The organism is Streptomyces griseoruber, from assembly GCF_001514205.1.
Taxonomy (GTDB): Bacteria; Actinomycetota; Actinomycetes; order Streptomycetales; family Streptomycetaceae; genus Streptomyces; species Streptomyces griseoruber.
On sequence record NZ_KQ948790.1, the window covers coordinates 1 to 23,595 of the forward strand.

Genomic DNA, 23,595 nt, shown 5'->3' on the forward strand with positions numbered 1-23,595 from the left:
GGCCCAGCATCTCGCCCAGCGCGGAGGCGCCGTCGGCGAGGGACTTGGTGGCGTCCCGGCTCGCGTTCAGGATCTGGTTGCGCTGGGTCGCCTGGGCGGCGATCTCCTGCTGCCACTCGGCGGAGGCGTCCGCGACCTGCTTGCCGAGGACCTTGTTCGGGTCGGCGGGGCTGTGCCAGTCGCAGGAGGCGAACCGGGACTTCAGGTCCTCGACCGCGATGCGGTGCTCGACACTGCCCGGCTCGGGCGCGGTGCGCGGGAAGCCGCCGGAGGAGAGGAAGATGCGGGCGTCGTCGGCCCACTGCTTGTGCATGAAGACGCGGTCTTCCCAGGCCCGCTGCTCGGCCAGGGCCCGGTTCCACTCGGCCTGCGGAAGGCTCGGATCGGGGTCCTTGCCGTAGAGCGGGGTGCCGAGGTCGGTGACCGCCTTCGCGGTCGCGTCGTCGGCCTTCGGGGTCGGGTCCTCGTAGTAGTCGCCCTCGCTCTTCCACCACTGGGCGCCGAGCCAGGGGGTGATGCCGACCTGCTGGAAGTAGTCCTGGCCTCGTCCGGCGAGGCCCGGCGGGTCGACGAAGTCCGCGACGCTCTGGAAGCCGCCCGGGTAGGAGAGCCCGGACAGGGGCTTCTTCCACTCCCCGAGCCGCCCGTACAGGTCGATCTTGTCGATGTCGTCGCGGTCCTTCTGGAACGCGGTGCTCAGCGCGGTGGTGTTCCAGTACTGCCGGTCGGCCGCCGTGTGCAGCTTGTCCGGTGGCTGGTTCAGTCCGTTCTGGGCGACGCCGTACATGGCCGGTCCGCCCATGCGCAGGACCTCGGTCATGAGGCACTGGTCCTGGCGGAGCTGTTCGGCCGCCTTCGCGTCGAAGCCGTCGTAGCTGTCGGCCACGGGCGCCATGTCGTCGGCCGCGTACCGGCCGAGCAGCGACGGCTGGACGGCGAGGCCGCCCAGTACGGCGGCCGCGACGGTGGCCGTCAGCAGTGTGGTGAGTGGCCCGGACCGTGGTGATCCGGGCCTGATGAACCCTCGTACGGGGCGCAAGAGGCATCCCTTCATCGCATGGACGGCGACCGGGGGCCTCCCCTGCGTCAGGGCATGCGTGAAGAGCCGGCTCGCGGCATGACGAACGGTCTGTCTCTCCCCGTGGCGACGGACATCCCCCCGGTCGCCTGTGGTCGCGCACGATGACGGAGTGGTCGGCTCCGTCGGGCGCGGCGATCACCTTACGCAGATGTGACGGGTTCAGGACAAGGGTTTCTGAGAGAATTGTGAGAAACGTGATGCCAGGGTGGCGTGGGCCCGGGCAGCACGAAGGCCCCGCCGTGATGCGACAGGGCCTTCGTCCACATGGGATGAGTGGAGATGGCGGGAATCGAACCCGCGTCCAACGGTGCGGAACCAGGGCTTCTCCGTGCGCAGTTCGCTGTGATTTTCTCGGCCCCGGCGATCACGCGAACAAGTCGCCGACGGGCCCAGTCACTGTTTGGTTTCCCTCTTCACCCCGTGACCGGGATCAAGGTTTAGTCCCCTAGCTGATGCCAGGAACCGGGTCGGGAACGAGCCCGGGCTGACACTCCCATGAAGGAGCTAAACGATCACTACCTGATCAGGCAGCGAGAGCGTAGAGCTCGGGAGAATCGCTCTTGGAATTGGCGATTATTTTTTTCGGCCTGTGGTTTACGAGATCATGGCCGCTTTCTCGACACGCTTCCCCTGCTTCGACAGCCGCTGTCGAAACCGATCATCCCCATGTTGATTTTTCAAACCCCTCCGGAGAGGGAGCCGCACCCTCGCTGGAGTGCGATGCCATCGTACGTGACCGACGCACGCGGATGCCACCGTATTCCGCGCGGGTCAGACGCCCCGCTGCCGCCGCTTCGCCGCCGCGATCGCCCGGTCCGTCTCCCGGCGGTCCTGCTGCTCGCGCAGGGTCTGCCGCTTGTCGTACTCCTTCTTGCCGCGCGCCAGCGCGATCTCGGCCTTCGCCCGGCCGTCCTTGAAGTACAGGGCGAGCGGCACGATGGTGTGCCCCGTCTCCTCGGACGTCACCGCCAGCTTGTCGATCTCCTCGCGGTGCAGCAGCAGCTTGCGCTTGCGGCGCGCGGAGTGGTTGGTCCAGCTGCCCTGGCTGTACTCGGGGATGTGGGCGTTGTACAGCCACGCCTCACCGCCGTCGATCTGGACGAAGCCGTCGGTCAGCGAGGTCCGCCCCTGGCGCAGCGACTTCACCTCGGTGCCGGTGAGGACGATCCCGGCCTCGTAGGTGTCGATGATCGCGTAGTCGTGGCGGGCCTTCTTGTTCTGGGCGACGATCTTGCGCTTGCCGCCCTTCTCCCCGTCCCTGGCCTTGGCGGCCGTCCCGCCCTGCTTGGGCTGGGACTCCTTCGGTACGTACATTCCCTTGCTCATAGTCCCGCCATTTTCGCACCTGGAGGGGGTCGGAGGGAAAGCCGATTACGCGTGGACCGCGGACGCGCTCACGAGGGGTCCCCGAGGCCGCCGAGCACCGTCTCGGCCCGCTCCAGGGCCCCGTCGGTGACCTCCAGGTCGGGGGTGATGCCCGTGCCGTCGACCGCGCGGCCGGAGGGGGTGCGGTAGTGGCCGACGGTCAGCTCGGCGACCGAGCCGTCGGGCAGCTCGCTCGGCATCTGCACCGAGCCCTTGCCGAAGGTGCGCGAGCCCACGACGACCGCGCGGCCCCGGTCCTGGAGGGCGCCGGTGAGCAGCTCCGCCGCGCTCATGGTGCCGCCGTCGACGAGGGCCACGAGGGGGCGGTCGGTGTCGCCGCCGAGGTCGGCGTGCAGGGCGCGCTGGGCGCCGTCCACGTCGTACGTGGCGACGAGGCCGCCGTCGAGGAAGACGGAGGCGGTGGCGGTGGCCTCGGCGACCAGCCCGCCGGAGTTGCCGCGCAGGTCCAGGACGATTCCGGCGCCGGCCGGGGCCGCCCGGACGGCGGAGCGGACGGCGGAGCCGACGCCCTTGGTGAACGCGGAGATCTTGATGACGACGGCGCCGCCGGAGGCGCGGCGGACGGTGACGGAGTCCGTGGACAGCAGGGCCCGGCGCAGCGTCTCGCGCCACGCGCGCGTACCGCGCTCCAGGCCCAGGGTGACGGTCGTACCGGCGGCCGCGTCCGTGGCGTCACCGCGCAGTAAGGAGACGACCTCGGTGACCGGACGGCCGTCGACCTCTTGTCCGTCGACGCTGCGCAGCCGGTCCCCGGCACGGATCCCGGCGCCGGCCGCGGGCGATCCGGGCCGCACCTCGGTGACCTCGATCCGCCCCTGCGCGTCGCGCCGCGCCCACAGGCCGACGCCCGTGTAACGGCCGTCGAGGGACTCCTCGAACTCCTCGTACTCGCCCGCGGAGTAGACGGCGGCCCAGCGGTCCCCGCTGCGGCTGACCGCGCGCTCCGCCGCCTCCATGGGGGACTTGCCGACCGCTGCGGCCTCCTCGGCCGCGCGGGTCACCTGTTCGGAGTGCCCGGCCGACGCCTCACGCGCCGGCCCGGAAGCGGTCCGCCGCCCGTCGCCCGGGAGCGCCCCGGTCGCGGCACCGGCGGCGAGCACGCTCGCGAACACCAATGTCAGGGCGGCCCCGCGGCCGAAACGGCGGGGCTGGCAGAACAGGTCGCGGCCTGACATGGCGGTGAGTCTAGGGGAACGCGAAGAGCCGTACGGTCGCTTGACCGTACGGCTCGCGGGGCGTGCGTCACACCTTCAGGTACTTGCGCAGCGCGAAGAACGCCGCCAGGGCCGGCATCAGCAGGCTGGTGGCGAGGATCAGCGGAAGCTTCGTCAGGACCGCGTCCCAGCCGATGAAGTTGATCAGGTTCAGCTTCTCGGACAGGGCGAGACCGTGGTCGATGATGAAGTACCGGGCGATCACCAGGAAGCCGCAGGCGACCGTGCCGCCGATCAGGCCGGCGACCGCGGCCTCGGCGATGAACGGGGCCTGGATGTAGAAGCCGGAGGCGCCGACGAGGCGCATGATCCCGGTCTCCCGCCGACGGCTGAACGCCGAGACCCGCACCGTGTTGACGATCAGCATCAGCGCGACCACCAGCATCAGCGCCATCACCGCGCGCGCGGCCCAGTTCATGCCGTTGAGGAGCCCGAAGAGGTTGTCCAGGATGCCCTTCTGGTCCTGCACCGACTGCACGCCGTCCCGGCCGTCGAAGGCGGTCGCGATGACCTGGTACTTCTCCGGGTCCTTCAGCTTGATCCGGTACGACTCCTGCATCTGGTCCGGGGTGAGGGAGGCGGCCAGCGGCGAGTCGCCGAACTGCTCCTTGTAGTGCTTGTACGCGTCGTCCTGCGACTCGTACGTCACCTTCTCCACCACCGACATCTTGCCGAGGTCGGTCTTGATCTGCTTCTTCTGGTCGTCCGTCACCGCGCCCTTGGCGCAGTTGGGGTCGGACTCGGCGTCACTCTTGTTGCAGAGGAAGATCGAGACGTTGACCTTGTCGTACCAGTAGCCCTTCATGGTGCTGACCTGGTCGCTCATGAGGAGCGACCCGCCGAACAGCGCGAGCGACAGGGCCACGGACACGATGACGGCGAAGGTCATCGTCAGATTGCGCCGGAGACCGACACCGATCTCGGAGAGTACGAACTGGGCACGCATGGCGTGTTCTTGAGGCCTTTCCGTGAACGTCTGCGGGGGCGGTCAGTGCTGGTAGCCGTAGACGCCGCGCGCCTGGTCACGGACGAGGCGGCCCTTCTCCAGCTCGATGACGCGCTTGCGCATCTGGTCCACGATGTTCTGGTCGTGCGTGGCCATCACGACGGTCGTGCCGGTCCGGTTGATCCGGTCGAGCAGCTTCATGATGCCGACGGAGGTCTGCGGGTCGAGGTTGCCGGTCGGCTCGTCGGCGATCAGCAGCTTGGGCCGGTTGACGAAGGCCCGCGCGATGGCGACGCGCTGCTGCTCACCGCCGGAGAGCTCACCGGGCCTGCGGTCCTCCTTGCCGCCGAGCCCGACCAGGTCGAGCACCTGCGGCACGGACTTGCGGATCTCGCCCTTGGACTTGCCGATGACCTCCTGCGCGAAGGCGACGTTCTCCGCCACCGTCTTGTTCGGCAGCAGCCGGAAGTCCTGGAAGACGGTCCCCAGCTGGCGGCGCATCTGCGGCACCTTCCAGTTGGAGAGCCGTGCGAGGTCCTTGCCGAGGACGTGCACCTGGCCGTGGCTGCACCGCTCCTCGCGGAGGATCAGCCGCAGGAAGGTGGACTTTCCGGAGCCGGAGGACCCCACGAGGAAGACGAACTCGCCCTTCTCCACTTCCAGGGAGACATCCCTGAGTGCGGGGTGGGTCTGCTTGGGGTAGACCTTGGAGACGTTGTCGAATCGGATCACGGGTGCACCACGGGTCGCCGGGGGTAGATGAGCGTGACCATACGCGAACCGGGCGCGTGGGCGCAGTCGCCGGGAGAGGTTGCGGCAGGCTTGTGCGTTTTTGTACGGGACTTTGTCCCGGAGTTCGTCCGGGCCCCTCTCCGGCAGGGCCGCGCGGCCCTGGCGGGAACCTGGCACAGTGGAGGGGGAACGTTCTCGGTTGCGTGAGCGTTGAAGTACATGGAACCGGTGCAAGGAGGGCGAGGCGCATGACGTACGACCGGCTGGTGTGCGCTAACTGCGCGGCGCCCGTGAGCGAGGGCCGGTGCCCCGTGTGCCGTGCGAACCGCGAGCGGCTGCAGCAGGAGAACTTCTTCGCGGGGCTGAACCCCATGGCGCTGATCGCGCTGCTGGCGGTCCTGGTGGCGGCGGTGGCACTGCTGGCCCACCAGACCGCGTAGCGGCCGCTCCCACGACGTAGAAGACGACGCGGAAGACGACGCGGAAGACACAGAAGGGGCCCGGAGCCGATCGGCTCCGGGCCCCTTCTCGCGTACGTCACCTCACGTCACGCGCAGGTACGGCCACCGTCAGGCAGCGGCCCCGCCGCGGCCCGCGACGACGCGCGGCAGGACGCGGAAGGCGACACCGCCCGCGATCATGGTGGCGGCGCCGATGATCAGGAAGGTGGTCTGGCCGGCACCGGTCTCGGCGAGCTCCCCGCCGCCGCCCTGGGCGGTGGTGTCGGAGGCGCTGTCCGAGGTGTCGGTCAGGGCGGAGGTGCCCTCCTCCTGGGTGGAGGTGCCGTCGGTGTCGGTGCCCCCGCTGGTGGAGGAGGAGCTGCCACCGTCGGCGGAGGACCCACCGGTGCTGGAGGAGCCACCGGTGGAGCTGGAGCCGCCGGTGGAGTCGTCGCCGGTCGTGCCCGTGGTACCGGTGGTGCCCGTGGTGCCGGTGGTACCCGTGGTACCGGTCGTACCCGTGGTACCGGTGGTGCCCGTGGTCCCGGTCGTGTCCGTGCCCGTGGTGCCGGTCGTACCGGTGGTGCCCGTGGTGTCGGTGCCCGTGGTCCCGGTCGTGCCGGTCGTACCGGTCGTGTCCGTGCCCGTGGTCCCGGTCGTACCGGTGGTGCCCGTGGTGTCGGTGCCCGTGGTCCCGGTCGTGCCGGTCGTGTCCGTACCCGTGGTGCCGGTCGTACCGGTGGTGTCGGTGCCCGTGGTCCCCGTGGTCCCCGTGGTGCCCGTGGTGGTGCAGACCCCGATCGGGTCGCACGGGTCGGGATCGTCCTGGGTGGTGACCTCGGTGTCGTCGGCCGTGGAAACGAGGTTGCCGTCCACGGCCGAGGCGACGCCCGCCACGGTCAGGGAGGCGCCCGCGGCGATCACGGCGCCGGCTGCGAGCCGCGCGACCCGGATCCGCGTCTTCTTTGTCATATAGCTGCTACCCCCAGTAGCTGAATCGTCGATGAGGGCGCGCTCGGGGCGGTGATCGACGGGGGTAGCTGAACTACTGGCTGAAACCCCCCGGTTCACATGCGCCCCGAAGATACGCATGCCACACTGCACCCTCCCGATTTTTCAAAGCAACGTCAAGGTCGTTGCGGCCGCAATGTCCAAGTCGGGGGCCTTTGCGCAATGTTGGAGCTGTGAATGTGACGTAAAAGGCAACCGCCCCTGATTCAGGGGCGGTTGCCTTGTCGACAAAACTACTTCTCCCGCTGCTTGCGCCAGCGAATTCCTGCCTCCAGGAACCCGTCGAGCTCACCGTTGAAGACGGCCTCGGGGTTGCCGACCTCGAAGTCGGTGCGGAGGTCCTTGACCATCTGGTACGGGTGCAGGACGTAGGACCGCATCTGGTTGCCCCAGGAGTTGCCGCCGTCGCCCTTCAGGGCGTCCATCTTGGCCTGCTCCTCCTGCCGCCGCCGCTCGAGGAGCTTGGCCTGCAGAACGTTCATCGCGGTCGCCTTGTTCTGGATCTGCGAGCGCTCGTTCTGGCAGGAGACGACGATGCCGGTGGGGAGGTGGGTGAGGCGCACCGCGGAGTCGGTGGTGTTCACGCCCTGGCCGCCGGGTCCGGACGAGCGGTAGACGTCCACCCGCAGCTCGGACTCGTCGATCTCGATGTGGTCGGTCTGCTCGACCACGGGAAGCACCTCGACCCCCGCGAAGGAGGTCTGGCGGCGCCCCTGGTTGTCGTAGGGCGAGATGCGCACCAGCCGGTGGGTGCCCTGCTCCACGGAGAGGGTTCCGTAGGCGTACGGCACCTGCACGGCGAAGGTGGTCGACTTGATGCCGGCCTCTTCCGCGTACGAGGTCTCGTAGATCTCGGTCTTGTAGCCGTGCTGCTCCGCCCAGCGCAGGTACATGCGCTGGAGCTTCTCGGCGAAGTCGGCGGCGTCCACGCCACCGGCCTCGGCGCGGATGTTCACGAGCGCCTCGCGGGCGTCGTACTCGCCGCTGAGAAGCGTCCGGACCTCCATCTCGTCCAGTGCCTTGCGGACGGCTGCGAGCTCGGACTCGGCCTCGGCACGGGTGTCCGGGTCGTCCTCCTCCTCGGCCATCTCGAAGAGCACGGCGAGATCGTCGATCCGCCCGCGCAGGGCCTCGGCCTTCCTGACCTCCGCCTGGAGGTGACTCAGCTTGCTGGTGATCTTCTGCGCCTCGTCCGGGTTGTCCCACAGGGACGGCGCGGCCGCCTGCTCCTCGAGCACGGCGATGTCTGCCCTCAGCTTGTCGAGGTCCAGAACGGCCTCGATCGACTCCATGGTCGAGGAGAGGGACTTGAGCTCTTCGGATACATCGACGACTGCCACGCCCTCCAGCGTAACGGACCCGCCATCCGCTCCCCTCCGACGCCGGTCCCGGCCCCGGAGGGGCTACGGGGTGGACGGGGCCGAGGTGCCGGTGTCCTGGGGGGACGCGCCCGCGTCGTCGCCCGAGGTCGCCGCCCAGGTGCCGACGCCCACCGCCGCGACCAGCGCGACCGCCGCCGCCCCCAGGGTGATCCGGCGGCGCCGGGTGACGGCCCGGTTCCGCGCGGAGCCCGGGCGGGGTGCCCCCGCCGCCCTAGGCACCCGCGCCGTCCCGTGCGCCCCGCCCGCCAGCTCGTCGGGCGCCGGCACCCGCATCGACGTGTGGGTGTCCCGGTTGGAGTCCGGCTTGGCGCCCGGCACCAGCGGCACCGACCCCCGCCGCGCCCGCCCGGAGGGCGCCGCCGGGGCGGGCGAGGCCGGGTCCGCGGGCTCGCCGCCCTCCGCCGCCGGCTCGGTGTCCGGCTCGTCCACGTCGAGCGGCGGCATCCCGGCCAGGGTGGGCAGCTGCTCGCGCAGCCGCGCCGCCAGCTCGGACGCCCGCAGCCGCGAGGCCGGCCCCTTCGCCAGACACTGCACGATCAGCTGCCACAGCTCGTCGGGGATGCCGGGGAGCGGAGCGACCGTCTCCGTGACATGGCGCCGCAGCACGGCCCCCGGATGTCCCCCGCCGAACGGCGTGAACCCGGCCAGCAGCTCGTAGAGCACGGTCGCCAGTGCGTAGATGTCCACGGAGGCCCGCGGCGGCAGTCCCTCGACGATCTCCGGGGCGAGATAGTCCGGTGTGCCGATGATCTTCGTGGCCCGGGTCCGCTTCGGGGTGTCGATCAGCTTCGCGACCCCGAAGTCGGTCAGCAGCGCGCGGTGCGAGCCGCCGGGGCCCAGCGGGCCCTGCATGTCGAGCAGGACGTTCTCCGGCTTGACGTCCCGGTGCACCACCCCGGCGGCGTGCGCCGCGGCCAGCCCCTCCGCGACATCGGCGACGATCGCCACCGCGGCCTCGGGCGCGAGCCTGCGGTCCCGGTCGAGCCGGGTGCGCAGATCGGTGCCCCGGACCAGGTCCATGACGAGTGCCAGGTCGTTGCCGTCGACCACCAGGTCCCGTACCGAGACCACGTTCGGGTGTTCGAGGCCGAGCAGCGCCGTGCGCTCCTGCACGAAGCGGCCCACGAGCTCCTCGTCGGAGGCGAGGTCCTCGCGCAGCAGCTTGATGGCGACGGGCCCCTCGGGTCCCTCGCCCAGCCACACCGTGCCGGCGCTGCCCCGACCCAGGATCTGGTGGGCGGTGTACCGGCTGCCGATCTTCCGTGCCAAGACTGCTCCTACAGACGCGTGTTGCCGAACAAAGTACGCGTCCTACGAGCCAACCTTCACCGCGGAGACGGAAATCACCCGCCAGATGTCGACAAGTCCACAGACTCGCGGTCGGGGACCGCCCGCCCTCAGGGCTTGTTGCCGCCGGAGTCGCCGCCGAGGTTGCCGAGTTCACCGACGAAGTCCGTGAACTGGTTGAACAGGTGGGTCAGCTCGCCCCACCAGGTGCGGCCCGTGCCGATCCACTCCTGGAGCGGGCTGAACTCCCAGACGAGCCAGCCGGCCACGAAGAAGATGACGATCGTGAACAGGCAGCCCTTCAGACAGCCGAGGCCGGGGATCTTCATCGGGTTGGCGCCGCGCTGGCGCGGCTCGCGGGGCTGCCGGGGCTCGGGCGCGGGCCGCTGCGCCTGCCGCTGGGGCTGGGGCTGCGGAGCCGGTGCCGGTGCGTACCGCTGGGGCTGCTGCTGAGGCTGCTGCGGCGGGGCGTACTGCTGCTGGGGCTGCTGCTGGTAGCCGTACCCGCCGCCCTGCTGGGGCGGGTAGCCGCCCTGCTGGGGCCGCTGCTGCGGGCGCTGCGGCGGCTGCTGCGGCCGGGACACCTGCCGCTGGGGTCGGCGGCGCAGCGGGTCCTCGCCCGGGTCGAGGTACTGCTGGACCTGGGTCTGTTCGTTGCGGTCGCGGGCCGCCCGCAGCTGGGTCTGCCAGGGGTGCGGCTGTTCGGGCTGCTGCTGTCCCGGCTGGTGCTGCGGCACCGGCGGCAGTACGGCCGTCGGGTCGGCGGCACCGCCCGGGCCGCCCGTGTGCGGCAGGACGGCGGTGGCGTCGGCGGCGCCGGCGGGCCCGGCGGCACCGGTGTGCGGGAGCACGCTGGTCGCGGCGTTCGGGTCGTACGCCCCCTGGGGCAGGCCCGCTCCCGCGTCCGCGCCCGGCACCTGTGCGGGCGCCGGGTCCGGGGCGAGGAGATGGACGACGCCCTCGGCGGCGGCGATCTGCATCGAGTTGGCGTGCACCCCGATGCCCTCGGCGACGATCCGCAGCCCGCGCGCGAGGTTCTGGGCGCTCGGCCGGCCCTCGGGGGTCTTGCTCAGGCAGCGCTCTATGACCGTCCACAGCGGGTCGGGGACGGTGGAGGGGCGGCGCGGTTCGGCGCTGAGGTGCTGGTGGAGCACTTCGAGCGCGGAGCCGCCAGCGAACGGCGGACGGCCGGTGACCAGTTCGTACAGCAGGATGCCGGCGCCGTAGATGTCGACCGCCGAGGTCTGCGGACGGCCCTCCGCCGACTCGGGCGCCACGTACGCGGGCGTGCCGACGAACTCGCTGGTGCGGGTCAGGCCCGGGGAGTCGGCGAGGCGGGCGATGCCGAAGTCGGTGAGCATCGGGTGCATCTGGCCGCCCTCCTGCATCAGCAGGACGTTGGCCGGCTTCAGGTCGCGGTGGACCACGCCGTCGGCGTGGCTCGCGGCGAGCGCGTCGGCGACCTGGGCGGTGAGCAGCGCGGCGGCCACCGGCGTCAGCGGGCCGTTCTCGCGCAGGTAGCGGTGCAGGTCGGGGCCGTCGACGAGGTCCATGACGAGCGCCAGCAGATCGCCCTCGACCACCAGGTCGCGGACCCGGACGATGTTCGGGTGCGTCAGGCGCAGCAGCACGGACCGCTCGCGCAGGAACCGCATCACGACATCGGGGTCGCTCGCCAGTTCCTCCTTGAGGACCTTGATCGCGACGGTCTCCCCGGGCTGACCGGGCACGGCCGCCTCGGCGCCCGCGGTCTCGCGCTGGCGGGCTCGCCAGACGGTGCCCGTGGCGCCGCGTCCGAGCGGCTCCTCGAGCAGGTACTTGCTGCCGACTGGCCGCACGTCACGCGCTCCCTGCTGCTTGCTGGCTGCTTGCTGCTTGCTTGCTGCTTGCTTGGCTGTTCTGCCTGTGTTCCGACCCACTGTAGTGCCGGGGTCCCTGTACCGGGCTGTCCTCTTCCTATGGGCCTTACGTACGGTTACGTGCCTTCTTCCCTGCCCGTTCGAAGGGAAGACGCGCACCCCGGTCCCCCGGTTGCCGCACCCCGGCGTGACCGATCTCAACTGATCGTCGTCCGATCGCCGGCGATCGAATGGTCAGGCACTTTTGCGGGCAGAGCCGACCAATCAAGATCACTTGCACTCGGGCGGTGGGCGGATTGTCGGTGACAGGTGCGAGGATGCCTGCAGTACTGGCCGATGTGCTCGTGCGGGGTGGGGGGTTGTCCGCGCCCGGGCAGAAGGGACCGCTGACGGCGATGCAGATCCGGCTGACCGTCGTAGACCCGCTGGGCGCGTCCGCGGAGGGGCGGGGCCGCGCCGCGAGCTGCGACGTACTGGTCACGGCGCCCGCCGGCACGGCCCTGGCCGAGGTCGCGTCCGCCCTGTCCGCCGCGGTCTCCGGGGAGAGCGCGAGCGGCGCGCCCGTCGTCCTGTACGCGGGCGCGGAGCGGCTCGACAGCCGGCGCTGCACCCTCGGCGAGCCCCCGCTGATCGACGGCGCGGTCCTCGCCGTGGGCGCCCCGGCCGACCCCGAGCCACATCCCGAGGTCGACGACGCCCCCGCCCGGCTGCACGTGGTCGCGGGCCCGGACGCCGGCGGGGTGCACCTCCTGCACGGCGGCCAGGTCCGCGTCGGCCGCTCCGCCGAGGCCGACGTCCCGCTGGACGACCCGGACGTCTCCCGGCTGCACTGCGCGGTGACACTGACCCCCGACGGGCGCGCCACGGTCACCGACCTCGGCTCCACCAACGGCACCACCCTGGACGGCGGCCGCATCCAGTCCCGCCCCGTCCGGCTGACCCCGGGCGCGCTGCTCAGGGTCGGTGAGTCGGCGCTGCGGCTCGCTCCCCCCGGCGGCCCGGGCGCCCGCGTGCCCACCGCCCCGGACGGCGAGGGCCACGTACGCGTGCCCTGCGGCGACACGGCGGACGGCGCCGGGGGACGCACCGGCGGCGGGCCCGTGCGCGAGACGCCCGCCGGGAAGCCGGGCGGTCCGGCCGCCGCCGGACCCGCCCACGCGCGTGTGCCGGGCGCGAGGACCGACGGCCCGGAGCCCGTCGGCACCCCCGCACCGCCCCACGGCCCGACCGGCCACGGCTACGGCTCGGTCGACTGGACCGCCTCCGCGGCCCCCCGCCCCGAGCGGGCCCGCACCCCCGCCCCCGGCGAGACCGCCTCGGTGCCGGGCCAGGGCGGCGCCCCGCACATCGAGAACCACCCGGCCCCCGGCGGAGCCCGCCGCGCGCCCTCCTCCGGCTCGTCCCACGACACCCACGCCGGCTCCGCCGGCCTGGGCTCCTTCGCCCAGCCCCACGGCGGCGAGCCCCACGGCACCGAGCCGCAGGACGACGCACGGGGCCCGCACGGCACCGCCCCCGACGACGACGCCCCCTCCGCGTCCCGCCGCAAGGGCACCCCCCTGCGCGGCACCGACATCCCGCCCGGTGTGCGCAGGCGCGGGGGTCTCTCCGCGTGGGCGCGCCGTCTGGCCGGCGGACGCGGCGGCGCGCAGGACGGCCTGGACACCGATGCCTACGACGACGCACCGGGCGCCGGAACGCCCTCCTCGGCCGTGACCGCGCCCGCGCCGGAGACCTGGCCGGACCCGGCGGCGCTGCTGCTGACGGCCCTGGCCCCGGGCCCCCGGCTGTGGGAGCGCGCCCCCGGCCATCCGGAGGCGCTGACGGTCCGGCTCGGCACGGCGGACCGGCCGGCGCCGGACGGCTCGGGCCTGCTGCCGGCCGTACCGGTGACGGCGGGGCTGCGCGAGGCGGGGGCGCTGGGCCTGGCCGGGCCGCGTCCGCGGCTCGCGGGGCTGGCCCGCGCGGTGCTGGCGCAACTCGCCGCGCTGCACTCCCCGGACGCCCTGGAGATCGTGCTGATCAGCACGGACCGGGCGCGCAGCGAGCAGGAGCGCACCGCGGAGTGGGCCTGGCTCGGCTGGCTGCCCCATCTGCGTCCCGGCCACGGCCAGGACTGCCGTCTCCTGCTCGCCTACGACCACGACCAGGCGGCGGCCCGCACCGACGAGCTGCTGCGCCGTCTGGCGGACCGGCAGCCGGACGGCGGCGCCCCCGCACCCGTCACCGCGCACCGCCCGTCCTGGGCGCGGGCCGAGGACGGGGCGGGCTTCCCCGGCCCGTACACGGTGGTCGTCGTGGACGGCGACCCGGGCGGCGCCGATCTGCGCGAGGCGGTCACCCGGCTGGCGGTGGCGGGCCCCCGGGCCGGCATCCATGTGCTGTGTCTGGCCGAGACGTCCGCCGTGTCGCCGGCCGCCCCGGTGACGCGGGCGTACGAGACGGCCTGCGCGGCGGCACCGGCGTTTCGCGCGTGCGGGGCGGTGGCGCTGCTGAGCGGGGACGTGGCGACGGCGCTCCGGCTGTTCCGGGTGGCGCCGGAGGGCGACGGCAGGTCGGGCCCGGTGGGCCAGGGCACGCTCGCCGCCGTGGACGCGGTCTCCCCCGCCTGGGCCGAGCGGTTCGCGCGCGCCCTGGCCCCGCTGCGCCCCGACGGCGGCGGCGAGCGGCACACCCGCGTGTCGGCCCCCCTGCCCCCGTCCGCCCGGCTCCTCGACGAACTGGGCCTGGCCCGGGCCACCCCGGCCTCCCTGATGGCCCGCTGGGCGGACGCGGCCGACGACACCGAGGCGCTCGGCGGACGGGCCTGGGCCGTGCTGGGCGCGGGCCCGCGCGGTCCGGTCGCGGTGGACCTCGCCGCCGAGGGCCCCCATCTGCTGATCGAGGGCCCGTCCGGCAGCGGCCGTACGGAGCTGCTGCGGGCGGTCGTCGCCTCGCTGGCCGCCGCCGAGCGCCCGGAGCGGCTGAGCGTGCTGCTGCTGGACGGCGGCGACACCGTCGGCAAGGGCACCGGCGGCCAGGGCGACGGTCTGCGCGTCTGTACGGACGTACCGCATGTCACCGGCCATCTGACCGCCAACGACCCGGTCCGGATGCGGGAGTTCGCGCAGTCGCTGAGCGCCGAGCTGAAGCGGCGGGCCGAGCTGCTCGGGCTCTCCGACTTCGCCGAGTGGCACACGCACCGCGAGGTGTCCGGCCGGATCGTGCCGCAGCGCACCCCGGCCGCCCCCGCGCCCTCGTCCTCCGGCGCCGCCGACCTCGACACCCCGCCCAGCTCCACGCTCCGCCTGCGCCCCTCGGCGGCCGCCCGCCGGCAGGCGGAGACGCCCGCGCCGCTGCCCCGTCTGGTGGTCGTGGTCGACGACCTCGACGCGCTGGTCTCCCCCGCCCTGGGCTCCCCCGGCCGCCCCGCCGCGGGCTCGGTGATGCGCGCGCTGGAGGCGGTGGCCCGCGAGGGCGACCGCCTCGGTGTGCACCTGGTGGCGGCGACGGCTCCCGACGCCCGGACCGCCGAGTCGGAACCGGCCCGCCGTTCCACCGTTCGGGTCAGCCTCGACCCCCCGGCTTCGGGCGCCGACGAACCGGCCCCCGGCCGGGGCCGCCTCAGGGGCGCGGACGGCCGCCTCACCGCCTTCCAGGGCGGCCGGGTCACGGGCCGCATCCCCCGCACGGCGACCCTGCGCCCCACCGTGGTCCCCCTGGAATGGCACCGTATGGGCGACCCGCCCACCCGCCGCCCGGTCCGCGAACTGGGCAACGGCCCGACGGACCTGGCGCTCCTGGCCAGCGCTCTGGAGCGGGCGGCGGCGACCGACAAGCACCGGTCCGGCACCTCCAGCCCGTCCGGCGTCTGAGGACGGGTTCCCTTCAGGGCCGAAGCGGGGGCCCGGGGGCGGCAGCCCCCCGGGCGCCGACCGCGACACCGTCCGCCCGTCACGACGCGGTCACGATCTCCCGGTTGACAGCGCGGGCGCTCTTGCCGACCACCGTCACCCGGCGTAGACCAGTGCTCACGGGACAGCGCTCGACGTTCGACGAGATCCGAAGAACGGGGTCGTGATGCGCAGGACGAGCAACACCATCCGGACACGCAGGACCGTGAAGACGGCCGCCGCGCTCGCGGCGGGAGCCCTCGCGCTCTCGCTCACCGCGTGCGGCGGGGACGACGACAAGAGCACCGGCAACGGAAGCGGCACCGGCACCGGGGACACCGGCAGCGGCCTGAGCCTGCCCAAGCTGGACGGGACCACGCTCGAGGTGGCCGCCGTGTGGACGGGCTCGGAGCAGGCGAACTTCAAGAAGGTCCTGGCGGAGTTCGAGAAGCGCACCGGCGCGAAGGTGACCTTCGTGCCCGCGCAGGACCCGATCATCAACTTCCTGGGGTCGAAGATCGCGGGCGGTTCGCCGCCGGACGTGGCGATGCTCCCCCAGCCCGGCGCCGTCAAGCAGGCGGTCGACCAGGGCTGGGCGAAGCCGCTGGGCGCGGACGCCCTGAAGGAGCTGCGGAAGAACTACTCGCAGGGCTGGCAGGACATCGGCAAGGTCGACGGCAAGCAGTACGGCGTCTACTACAAGGCCGCCAACAAGTCGCTGATCTGGTACAACGCGCAGGTCTTCGAGAACGCGGGCGCGAGCGAGCCGAAGACGTGGGACGAGCTGCTGAACACCGCGCAGACGGTGTACGACTCCGGTGTCACGCCGTTCTCGGTCGGCGGCGCCGACGGCTGGACGCTCACCGACTGGTTCGAGAACGTCTATCTGTCCCAGGCGGGCCCGGAGAAGTACGACCAGCTCGCCCAGCACAAGATCAAGTGGACGGATCCGTCGGTGAAGGAGGCGCTGACCACGCTGGCCCAGGTCTGGGGCAAGAAGGACTGGATCGCGGGCGGGGCGAGCGGCGCGCTCCAGACGGAGTTCCCGGCCTCGGTGACACAGACGTTCACCGGCGGCGACCAGCCGAAGGCCGCCATGGTCTACGAGGGCGACTTCGTGCAGGTCAACATCGCGGACACCAAGGCGAAGGTGGGCACGGACGCGAAGGTGTTCCCGTTCCCGAAGGCCGGCGGCACCGCGCCGGTGGTCTCCGGCGGTGACGCGGCGGTCATCCTGAAGGACTCCGAGGGTGCGCAGGCGCTGGCGACCTTCCTGGCCTCGCCGGAGGCCGCGACGATCCAGGCCAAGCTGGGCGGCTACCTCTCGCCGAACAAGAACGTCGCGATCTCCTCGTATCCGAACGAGGTCCAGCAGAAGATCGCCAAGGCGCTGATCGCGTCCGGCGACGACTTCCGCTTCGACATGTCCGACCAGGCCCCGCAGGCCTTCGGCGGCACGCCCGGCAAGGGCGAGTGGAAGGATCTCCAGGACTTCCTGAAGAACCCGACGGACGTGGCCGGCACCCAGAGGCAACTGGAGTCGGACGCGGCGGCGGCGTACGGGAACTGACCCGGCGATGAGGCGGTCCGTAACCGGCACGCGCAAAACCGTGGCGGCGCTCTTCCTGCTGCCCGCCCTGGTGCTGCTGGGCGCGCTCGTGGTGTACCCGATCGGGTACTCGGTCGTGCGCAGTTTCTACGACCGGTCCGGCGACGGTTTCGCCGGAGTCGACAACTACAAGGCCCTCTTCACGGACGCCGGCATCCGCACGGCCCTGAAGAACAACGTGATCTGGGTGGTGTTCGCGCCGACGGTCGCGACCGCCCTCGGTCTGATCTTCGCGGTGCTGACCGAGCGGGTGCGCTGGGGCACGGCGTTCAAGCTGGTCGTCTTCATGCCGATGGCGATCTCGATGCTCGCCGCCGGCATCATCTTCCGGCTGGTGTACGACCAGGACCCGGACAAGGGGGTCGCGAACGCGGTGTGGGTGGGGGTGCACGACACGTTCGTCCAGGCGTCCGCGTTCCCGAAGGCCCACCCGGGCCGTGACTCGCCGCTCACCGCACACAACGGCGGCTATCTCACCAAGGCGACGGTCAGCACCGGCACCCCGGTCGCCCTTCCCCTGGTCGGCGTCGCCCCCGACCAGATGCCCGACGGCGCGAAGAAGGCCGTGCGGGCGGCGCCGGACCCGGGAAGGATCACCGGCACCACCTGGCAGGACTTCACCCGCGGCAAGGGCGTCGGCACCCTGGGCGCCCCGGACCCCACGGAGCTGGGCTACGCCGGGATGAGGATCGAGGCGGTCAAGGACGGCAAGGTGGTCGCCGCCACCACGGCCGCCGACGACGGCACCTTCACCCTGCCCGCCGCGGCCGACGGGGCCCGGCTGCGGCTGCCCGCGAGCAACTTCGAGGAGCCGTACAACGGCCTGGACTGGCTGGGCCCCTCACTGGTCACACCGGCGATCATCGGGTCGTACATCTGGATGTGGGCCGGTTTCGCGATGGTGCTGATCGCGGCCGGGCTCGCCGGGGTGCCGCGGGAACTCCTGGAGGCGGCGCGGGTCGACGGGGCGAACGAGTGGCAGGTGTTCCGCCGGGTCACCGTGCCGCTGCTCGCGCCGGTCCTGGCGGTCGTCACCGTCACCCTGATGATCAATGTGCTGAAGGTGTTCGACCTGGTGTTCATCATCGCCCCGGGCTCCTCGCAGGACGACGCGAACGTGCTGGCGCTGGAGCTGTACCGCAAGGGCTTCTCGGAGAACCAGCCCGGCATCGCCAGCGCGATCGCGGTGTTCCTGCTGCTGCTGGTGATCCCGGTGATGTGGTTCAACGTGCGCAGGCTCAGGCGGGAGGTGCGGCGATGACGACGGCGGGCAGGTGGCTGATCGAGAAGGTCAACAGCGGTCTGGTCCGGGGCTTCCTCCTGGTCGTCGGCCTGTTCTGGCTGGTGCCGACGATCGGTCTGCTGATCTCCTCGCTGCGCTCCCCGGAGGACCTGAGCGCGAGCGGCTGGTGGACGGTGTTCGGCAAGCCCTCCCAGCTCACCTTCGACAGCTACCGCAAGCTGCTGGAGAACGGCGACATCACCGACTCCCTCGTCAACACGGTGCTGATCACCGTCCCGGCGACGCTGCTGGTCGTCTTCATCGGCTCGCTCGCCGGATACGCCTTCGCCTGGATGGAGTTCCCGGGCCGCGACTGGTGGTTCCTGGCCGTCGTGGGGCTGCTGGTGGTGCCGGTGCAGGTGGCGCTGATCCCGATCGCCGAACTCTTCGGCAAGATAGGTCTGTTCGGCTCGGTCTTCGGGGTGGTCCTGTTCCATGTCGGCTTCGGTCTGCCGTTCGCGGTGTTCCTGCTGCGGAACTTCTTCGCGGAGATCCCGCGCGAACTGCTGGAGGCGGCCCGGCTGGACGGGGCGGGCGAACTGCGCCTGTTCTTCAGGGTCGTGATGCCGCTGGGCGGTCCGGCGATCGCGAGCCTGGCCATCTTCCAGTTCCTGTGGGTGTGGAACGACATGCTGGTGGCGCTGGTGTTCACCAACGCCGACAGCCAGCCGATCACGGTCGCCCTCCAGACGCAGGTACGGCAGTTCGGCAACAACATCGACGTGCTGGCACCCGGCGCGTTCATCTCGATGGTGATCCCGCTGGCCGTGTTCTTCGCGTTCCAGCGGCAGTTCGTGTCCGGGGTGATGGCGGGAGCCGTCAAATAACCACCACGGGGGCGGGACGTCACGGTCCCGCCCCCGCTCGTTCACCCGGAATCCCCCGAATGCCGTACGAACCGTAACCGATTCACTCCATCGGCCGTTCCCGGGCAAGGCCCTGCCCGCGCCGACCCATGGATGCCCCTTGCCCAGGTTCAGTGTCATCGTCCCCGCGTACAAGGTTCAGGCGTATCTGCACGAGTGCCTCGAATCGGTGCTGTCCCAGTCGTGGACCGATCTCGAACTGATCGCCGTCGACGACTGCTCGCCGGACGCCTGCGGAGAGATCATCGACGAGTTCGCGGCGCGCGATCCACGGGTTCGCGCGGTGCATCTGCCGGAGAACGCGGGTCTGGGCCGGGCCCGCAACGCCGGGATGCGGGTGGCGGTCGGCGACTATCTGCTGTTCCTGGACTCCGACGACACCCTCACCCCGGACGCGCTGCGCGCGATCGCCGACCGGCTGAAGGAGACCGGCGAACCGGACGTCCTGGTCTACGACTACGCGCGCACCTACTGGACGGGCGAGGCCGAGCGCAACAAGGTCGCGGCCGTGCTCGGCGAACAGGGTCCGGCCCCGTTCCGGCTGGAGGACCGCCCGGAGTTGTTCCGGCTGCTGATGGTGGCCTGGAACAAGGCCTGCAAGCGGGAGTTCGTCGACCGCGTGGGCCTGGCCTTCCCGCCGGGCTACTACGAGGACACGCCGTGGACGTATCCGGCGCTGATGGCGGCGGAGTCGATCGCGACGCTCGACCGGGTCTGTGTGCACTACCGCCAGCGCCGCCGCGGCAACATCCTGTCCACCACCAGCCGCCGGCACTTCGACGTCTTCGAGCAGTACGACCGGGTCTTCGCGTTCGTCGAGGAGCACCCCGAGCTGGCGCGCTGGCGGCCGGTGCTGTTCCGCCGCATGGTCGACCACTTCACGACGATCTTCGCCAAGCGGGACCGGCTGCCGCGTGCCGCGCGCGCCGAGTTCCTGCGCCGGGCCCGCTCCCACTACCGCCGCTACCTCACCCCCGGCACCAGGATCCCGCTGCGCTCCCGGCTGCGCCACACCCTCGTCCACCTCGGCCTGCACCGCACCTACCGGGGGCTCCAGGCGGCCATGACCCTGCGCCGCCGCGCCGTGAAGCTCGCCGTGAAGCTGGCCCGCGCCCTGCGGGCCGCCCTGCTCCAGACGCACTACCGCGTCCAGCTGCGGCTGCCCCTGCGCGCCGACCGCGCGGTGTTCGGGGCGTACTGGGGGCGCGGGCACGGCTGCAACCCGGGCGCGCTGGAGGCCGCGTTCCGCGCCTACGCGCCCGAGGTGCGCACCGCGTGGATCGCGCGCCCCGAGCACCGGCAGGCGATCCCGCCGGGCCCGCGCCCCCTCACCCCCGGCACGGCCGCCTACTGGACGGCGCTGGCCCGCTCCAAGTACCTCGTCAACAACGTCAACTTCGACCGCAGGCTGGTCAAACGGCCCGGCCAGGTCTTCGTGCAGACCCAGCACGGCACCCCCCTCAAGCACATGGGCCTCGACCTCCAGGAACGCCCGGCGGCCGCCCGGGACATGGACTTCGAGGAGCTGCTGCGCGGCGTCGACAAATGGGACTACGTGCTGTCCGCCAACCGCCACACCACCCTGACCTGGGAGCGCGTCTACCCCGGCCGGTACCGGACCCTGGAGTACGGCTATCCGCGCAACGACGTCTTCCAGCGGGCGACCGCGGCGGACGTGGCCCGGCTGCGCGACTCCCTCGGCATCCCCCGCGACACGGTCGCGATCCTGTACGCGCCCACCCACCGCGACCACCGGCGCACCCAGTACCCCGCCCTGGACCTGGAGCGCGTCCTGCGCCGCCTGGGCCCGCGCTTCGTGGTGCTGGCCCGCGCGCACCACTGGCAGGGCGCCCTCCTCGCACAGCGCACGCCCGGGGTCATCGACGTCGGCGACCATCCCAGTGTCGAGTCGCTCTGCCTCGCCTCGGACGCCCTGGTCACGGACTACTCGTCGATCATGTTCGACTACGCCAACCTGGACCGCCCGATCGTGGTGCACGCCCCCGACGAGGACTGGGCGGCGTACCGGGCGGCCCGCGGCGTCTACTTCGATCTGCGTGCCGTCCCGCCGGGCGCGGTGGCGCGCAGCGAGGACGAGCTGATCGACATCTTCAGCACCGGCCACTGGCGCGGCTCCCGCTCGACGCAGCTGCGGGCCGGGTTCCGCGAGCGGTTCTGCCCGTACGACGACGGGCGCGCCGCCGAGCGGGTCGTACGGCGGATCGTGCTGGGCGAGACCCAGCTGCCGCCGGTCGTGCCGCTCGCCGAGCGCCGGCCCGTGCCGTCGGCGGCGGCCTCGGGCCACCCCCCGCTCACCGCCGTACCGCAGCCTTCCGGTGCGCAGCCCGTCACCGACGGCCGCTGAACACCGTTTGCCCGACGAACACACCGGCGCAGCACGCCCGACAGAGAAAGAGCAGCATGCCCCGCTTCAGCATCATCGTCCCGTCCCATGGGGTCGCGGGCCGGCTGTCCCTGGCGCTGGACTCCGTCCTCGCCCAGTCCTTCGGCGACTTCGAGCTGATCCCGGTCTGCGACGCGCCGGACGCCCCGGCCGCCGTCCTCGCCGCCGGGTACGCCGGGCGGGACCCACGGGTGACGCCGGTCCACTCGCCGCCGTCGGCGGGCCTGGCCGGGGCGCGCAACACCGGGATGCGGGCGGCGCACGGGACGTATCTGCTGTTCCTCGACGGTGACGACACCCTCGCCCCGGGCGCCCTGGCGGCGCTGGACGCCCGCCTTGCCGCCACCGGTGACGTGGACGTCCTGTACGTCGAGCACGAGCGCGTCCCGTGGTGGGAGGGCGAGCCGGCCAACCCGGCGGCCCCGCTGCTGGCGAAGGCCCCCGAGGGCGCCTTCACCCCGGCCGAGGCGCCCCGGATCACCGGGGTGCTGCTGCCCGCCTGGAGCGCCGCCTACCGCCGCGCCTTCCTCGCCGAGCGGCGGCTCGCCTTCCCCGAGGGGCACTTCACCGACATCGGCTTCGGCGCTCTGGTCACCCTGCGGGCCGAGCGGATCGCGGTGCTGCGCTCGGTCGTCGTGCGGCATCTGCTGCGCCGGCAGGGCAGCCGGCTCAACCTTCCGGGCGAGCACCACACCGAACTGCTGGACCGCATCGAGCCGGTGCTGGCCGCGGCCGCCGCACTCGGTCTGCCCGCCGACCGGTCGGGGCCGCTGTTCGAGCAGCTCTTCGCCCTCGTCCTCAAGACGGCCGCGCACCCGCGCCGGCTGCCGGGCCGCCGTCGCCGGGCCTTCTTCCGCCGCGCGGGCCGGCTGTACCGCCGCCACCGCCCCGCCGGTCTGCGCAGGCCGGGCGGGAGCCTCGGGGTGCAGCACCGGCTGCTCGCGGCAGGGGCGTACACGGCGTTCCGTGCGCTGCGCGGCGCCAACCAGCGGCTGTCGGCCGCCGCCCAGCGCCTGGCGCGCCCCCGGGGGCTGCGCACGCGCCTGTTCTACCGGCGCCAGCTGCGCCGCCGTCTCGACCCGAACCTGGCGGTGTACTGCGCCTACTGGGGCCGCGGTTACGCGTGCAGCCCGGCCGCGATCCACGCGAAGGCCGCCGAACTCGCCCCGCACATCCGCTCGGTGTTCCTCGTCGAGCCCGGTCAGGCGCACACCGTGCCCGAGGGCGTCGACCACGCCGTGATCGGCAGCCGCCGCTACTGGCAGGTCCTGGCCCGCGCCACGTACCTGGTCAACAACGCCAACTTCGCGGAGGGCGTGGTCAAGCGGGAGGGCAGTGTGCATGTGCAGACCCAGCACGGCACCCCGCTGAAGAAGATGGGTGTCGACCAGTCGACGTACCCGGTGGTGGCGGCCGCGAGCGGCTCGTTCACCAAGCTGCTCGGGCGGGTGGACCGCTGGGACTTCAACCTCTCCTCCAACACCCACTCCACACAGGTGTGGGAGCGCGCCTTCCCCGGCCGCTACGAGCACCTGGAGTACGGCTATCCGCGCAACGACGTCCTCTACACGGCGACCGCCGAGGACGTGGCCCGGATCCGGCGGGAGCTGGGGGTGCCCGAGGGGAGGACGGCCGTGCTGTACGCGCCGACCCACCGCGACTGGCGGACCGGCTTCGAGGGCGGCCTGGACCTGGAGGCCTTCTGCGAGGCGGCCGGCGAGGACGTCGTCGTCCTGCTGCGCGCCCACTACTTCTACGACGTGGGCCGCGCCCGCGGCACGGGCCGGATCCTCGACGTCACCGGCCACCGCTCCTCCGAGGAGGTGTGCCTGGCCGCCGACGCGCTGGTCACGGACTACTCGTCGATCATGTTCGACTACGCCAACCTGGACCGCCCGATCGTCGTGTACGCCGACGACTGGGAGGTCTACACCGAGACGCGGGGCGTGTACTTCGACCTGATGGCGGCGCCGCCGGGACCGGTGGCCCGTACTCCGGAGGAGCTGGCGCGGGTGTTCCGCGACGGCGGGTACGCCTCGCCGGAGTCCGGGGAGCTCAGGGCCGCGTTCCGGGCCCGTTTCTGCCAGTTCGACGACGGCCGGGCCGCCGAGCGCGTGGTGCGCAGGGTGCTGCTCGGCGAGCCCCCGGAGGCGATCGAGCCCGTGCTGCCGCTCGCCGAACGCGTCCCGGCCCCCGCCGCCACCCCCGTGAGGAGCTGACCCCC

General features: G+C 72.4%; 15 protein-coding genes, 1 other RNA gene and 1 pseudogene. 7 read left to right on the forward strand and 10 right to left on the reverse strand.

All coding sequences use genetic code 11. The features are described from left to right. From AQJ64_RS42295 to ftsE, 6 genes and pseudogenes are all read right to left on the reverse strand, one after another. Positions 1 to 1,039, reverse strand: a pseudogene (locus tag AQJ64_RS42295) (virulence factor); the annotation flags it as partial. Between the two features lie 313 nt (positions 1,040 to 1,352). Beyond that, positions 1,353 to 1,747: a transfer-messenger RNA gene (ssrA, locus tag AQJ64_RS42300) on the reverse strand. Positions 1,748 to 1,852: 105 nt separating this feature from the next. Then, positions 1,853 to 2,395: an SsrA-binding protein SmpB gene (gene smpB, locus AQJ64_RS42305; protein WP_059203502.1), complete on the reverse strand. Its 543-nt coding sequence runs from the start codon at positions 2,393 to 2,395 to the stop codon at positions 1,853 to 1,855. Between the two features lie 80 nt (positions 2,396 to 2,475). After that, positions 2,476 to 3,642: a S41 family peptidase gene (locus AQJ64_RS42310; protein WP_079062281.1), complete on the reverse strand. Its 1,167-nt coding sequence runs from the start codon at positions 3,640 to 3,642 to the stop codon at positions 2,476 to 2,478. 67 nt (positions 3,643 to 3,709) lie between these two features. Further along, entirely contained in the window at positions 3,710 to 4,627 is a 918-nt protein-coding gene (ftsX, locus tag AQJ64_RS42315; RefSeq protein WP_059203504.1) for a permease-like cell division protein FtsX, read from the reverse strand. Positions 4,628 to 4,669: 42 nt separating this feature from the next. Continuing rightward, complete coding sequence (ftsE, locus tag AQJ64_RS42320; protein ID WP_059203505.1) at positions 4,670 to 5,359, reverse strand: cell division ATP-binding protein FtsE; 690 nt, start codon at positions 5,357 to 5,359, stop codon at positions 4,670 to 4,672. Between the two features lie 248 nt (positions 5,360 to 5,607). On the opposite strand from ftsE, the gene AQJ64_RS42325 reads away from it, so the two are divergent. Then, a complete protein-coding gene (locus tag AQJ64_RS42325) occupies positions 5,608 to 5,799 on the forward strand; it encodes a hypothetical protein (protein ID WP_055639109.1) in 192 nt (63 codons plus the stop codon). 129 nt (positions 5,800 to 5,928) lie between these two features. Here the strand turns inward: AQJ64_RS42325 and AQJ64_RS49440 are convergent, their stop codons facing one another. The 4 genes from AQJ64_RS49440 to AQJ64_RS42345 all read right to left on the reverse strand — a co-directional run bounded on the left by AQJ64_RS49440 (position 5,929) and on the right by AQJ64_RS42345 (position 11,317). After that, positions 5,929 to 6,771 (reverse strand): hypothetical protein, encoded by an 843-nt coding sequence (locus AQJ64_RS49440; RefSeq protein WP_059203506.1) that lies wholly within the window; start codon positions 6,769 to 6,771, stop codon positions 5,929 to 5,931. Between the two features lie 272 nt (positions 6,772 to 7,043). Further along, a complete protein-coding gene (prfB, locus tag AQJ64_RS42335; protein WP_059203507.1) occupies positions 7,044 to 8,150 on the reverse strand; it encodes a peptide chain release factor 2 in 1,107 nt (368 codons plus the stop codon). Positions 8,151 to 8,213: 63 nt separating this feature from the next. Next, the gene (locus tag AQJ64_RS42340) at positions 8,214 to 9,461 is read right to left on the reverse strand and encodes a serine/threonine-protein kinase (RefSeq protein WP_059203508.1); all 1,248 of its coding nucleotides are present in this window, start codon (positions 9,459 to 9,461) and stop codon (positions 8,214 to 8,216) included. A gap of 128 nt (positions 9,462 to 9,589) precedes the next feature. Next, the gene (locus tag AQJ64_RS42345; RefSeq protein ID WP_059203509.1) at positions 9,590 to 11,317 is read right to left on the reverse strand and encodes a serine/threonine-protein kinase; all 1,728 of its coding nucleotides are present in this window, start codon (positions 11,315 to 11,317) and stop codon (positions 9,590 to 9,592) included. Positions 11,318 to 11,733: 416 nt separating this feature from the next. Between AQJ64_RS42345 and AQJ64_RS42350 the strand changes: the two genes are divergently transcribed. The 6 genes from AQJ64_RS42350 (at position 11,734) to AQJ64_RS42375 (ending at position 23,590) form a co-directional block, all read left to right on the forward strand. Beyond that, positions 11,734 to 15,192, forward strand: a complete 3,459-nt coding sequence (locus AQJ64_RS42350; RefSeq protein ID WP_059203510.1) for an FHA domain-containing protein — start codon at positions 11,734 to 11,736, stop codon at positions 15,190 to 15,192. A 205-nt stretch (positions 15,193 to 15,397) separates the two neighbouring features. Continuing rightward, entirely contained in the window at positions 15,398 to 16,780 is a 1,383-nt protein-coding gene (locus AQJ64_RS42355; RefSeq protein WP_055632821.1) for an ABC transporter substrate-binding protein, read from the forward strand. Positions 16,781 to 16,787: 7 nt separating this feature from the next. Next, on the forward strand, positions 16,788 to 18,080 hold the full coding sequence (locus AQJ64_RS42360) for a carbohydrate ABC transporter permease (RefSeq protein ID WP_055632820.1): 1,293 nt from the start codon (positions 16,788 to 16,790) through the stop codon (positions 18,078 to 18,080). After that, positions 18,077 to 18,928, forward strand: coding sequence for a carbohydrate ABC transporter permease (locus AQJ64_RS42365; protein ID WP_055632819.1), 852 nt, complete (start codon positions 18,077 to 18,079; stop codon positions 18,926 to 18,928). The genes AQJ64_RS42360 and AQJ64_RS42365 overlap by 4 nt, the downstream gene beginning before the upstream one ends. 139 nt (positions 18,929 to 19,067) lie before the next feature. Further along, positions 19,068 to 21,332 (forward strand): bifunctional glycosyltransferase/CDP-glycerol:glycerophosphate glycerophosphotransferase, encoded by a 2,265-nt coding sequence (locus AQJ64_RS42370; protein WP_055632818.1) that lies wholly within the window; start codon positions 19,068 to 19,070, stop codon positions 21,330 to 21,332. Positions 21,333 to 21,388: 56 nt separating this feature from the next. Further along, complete coding sequence (locus AQJ64_RS42375; protein ID WP_055632817.1) at positions 21,389 to 23,590, forward strand: bifunctional glycosyltransferase/CDP-glycerol:glycerophosphate glycerophosphotransferase; 2,202 nt, start codon at positions 21,389 to 21,391, stop codon at positions 23,588 to 23,590. Positions 23,591 to 23,595: the final 5 nt, after the last annotated feature.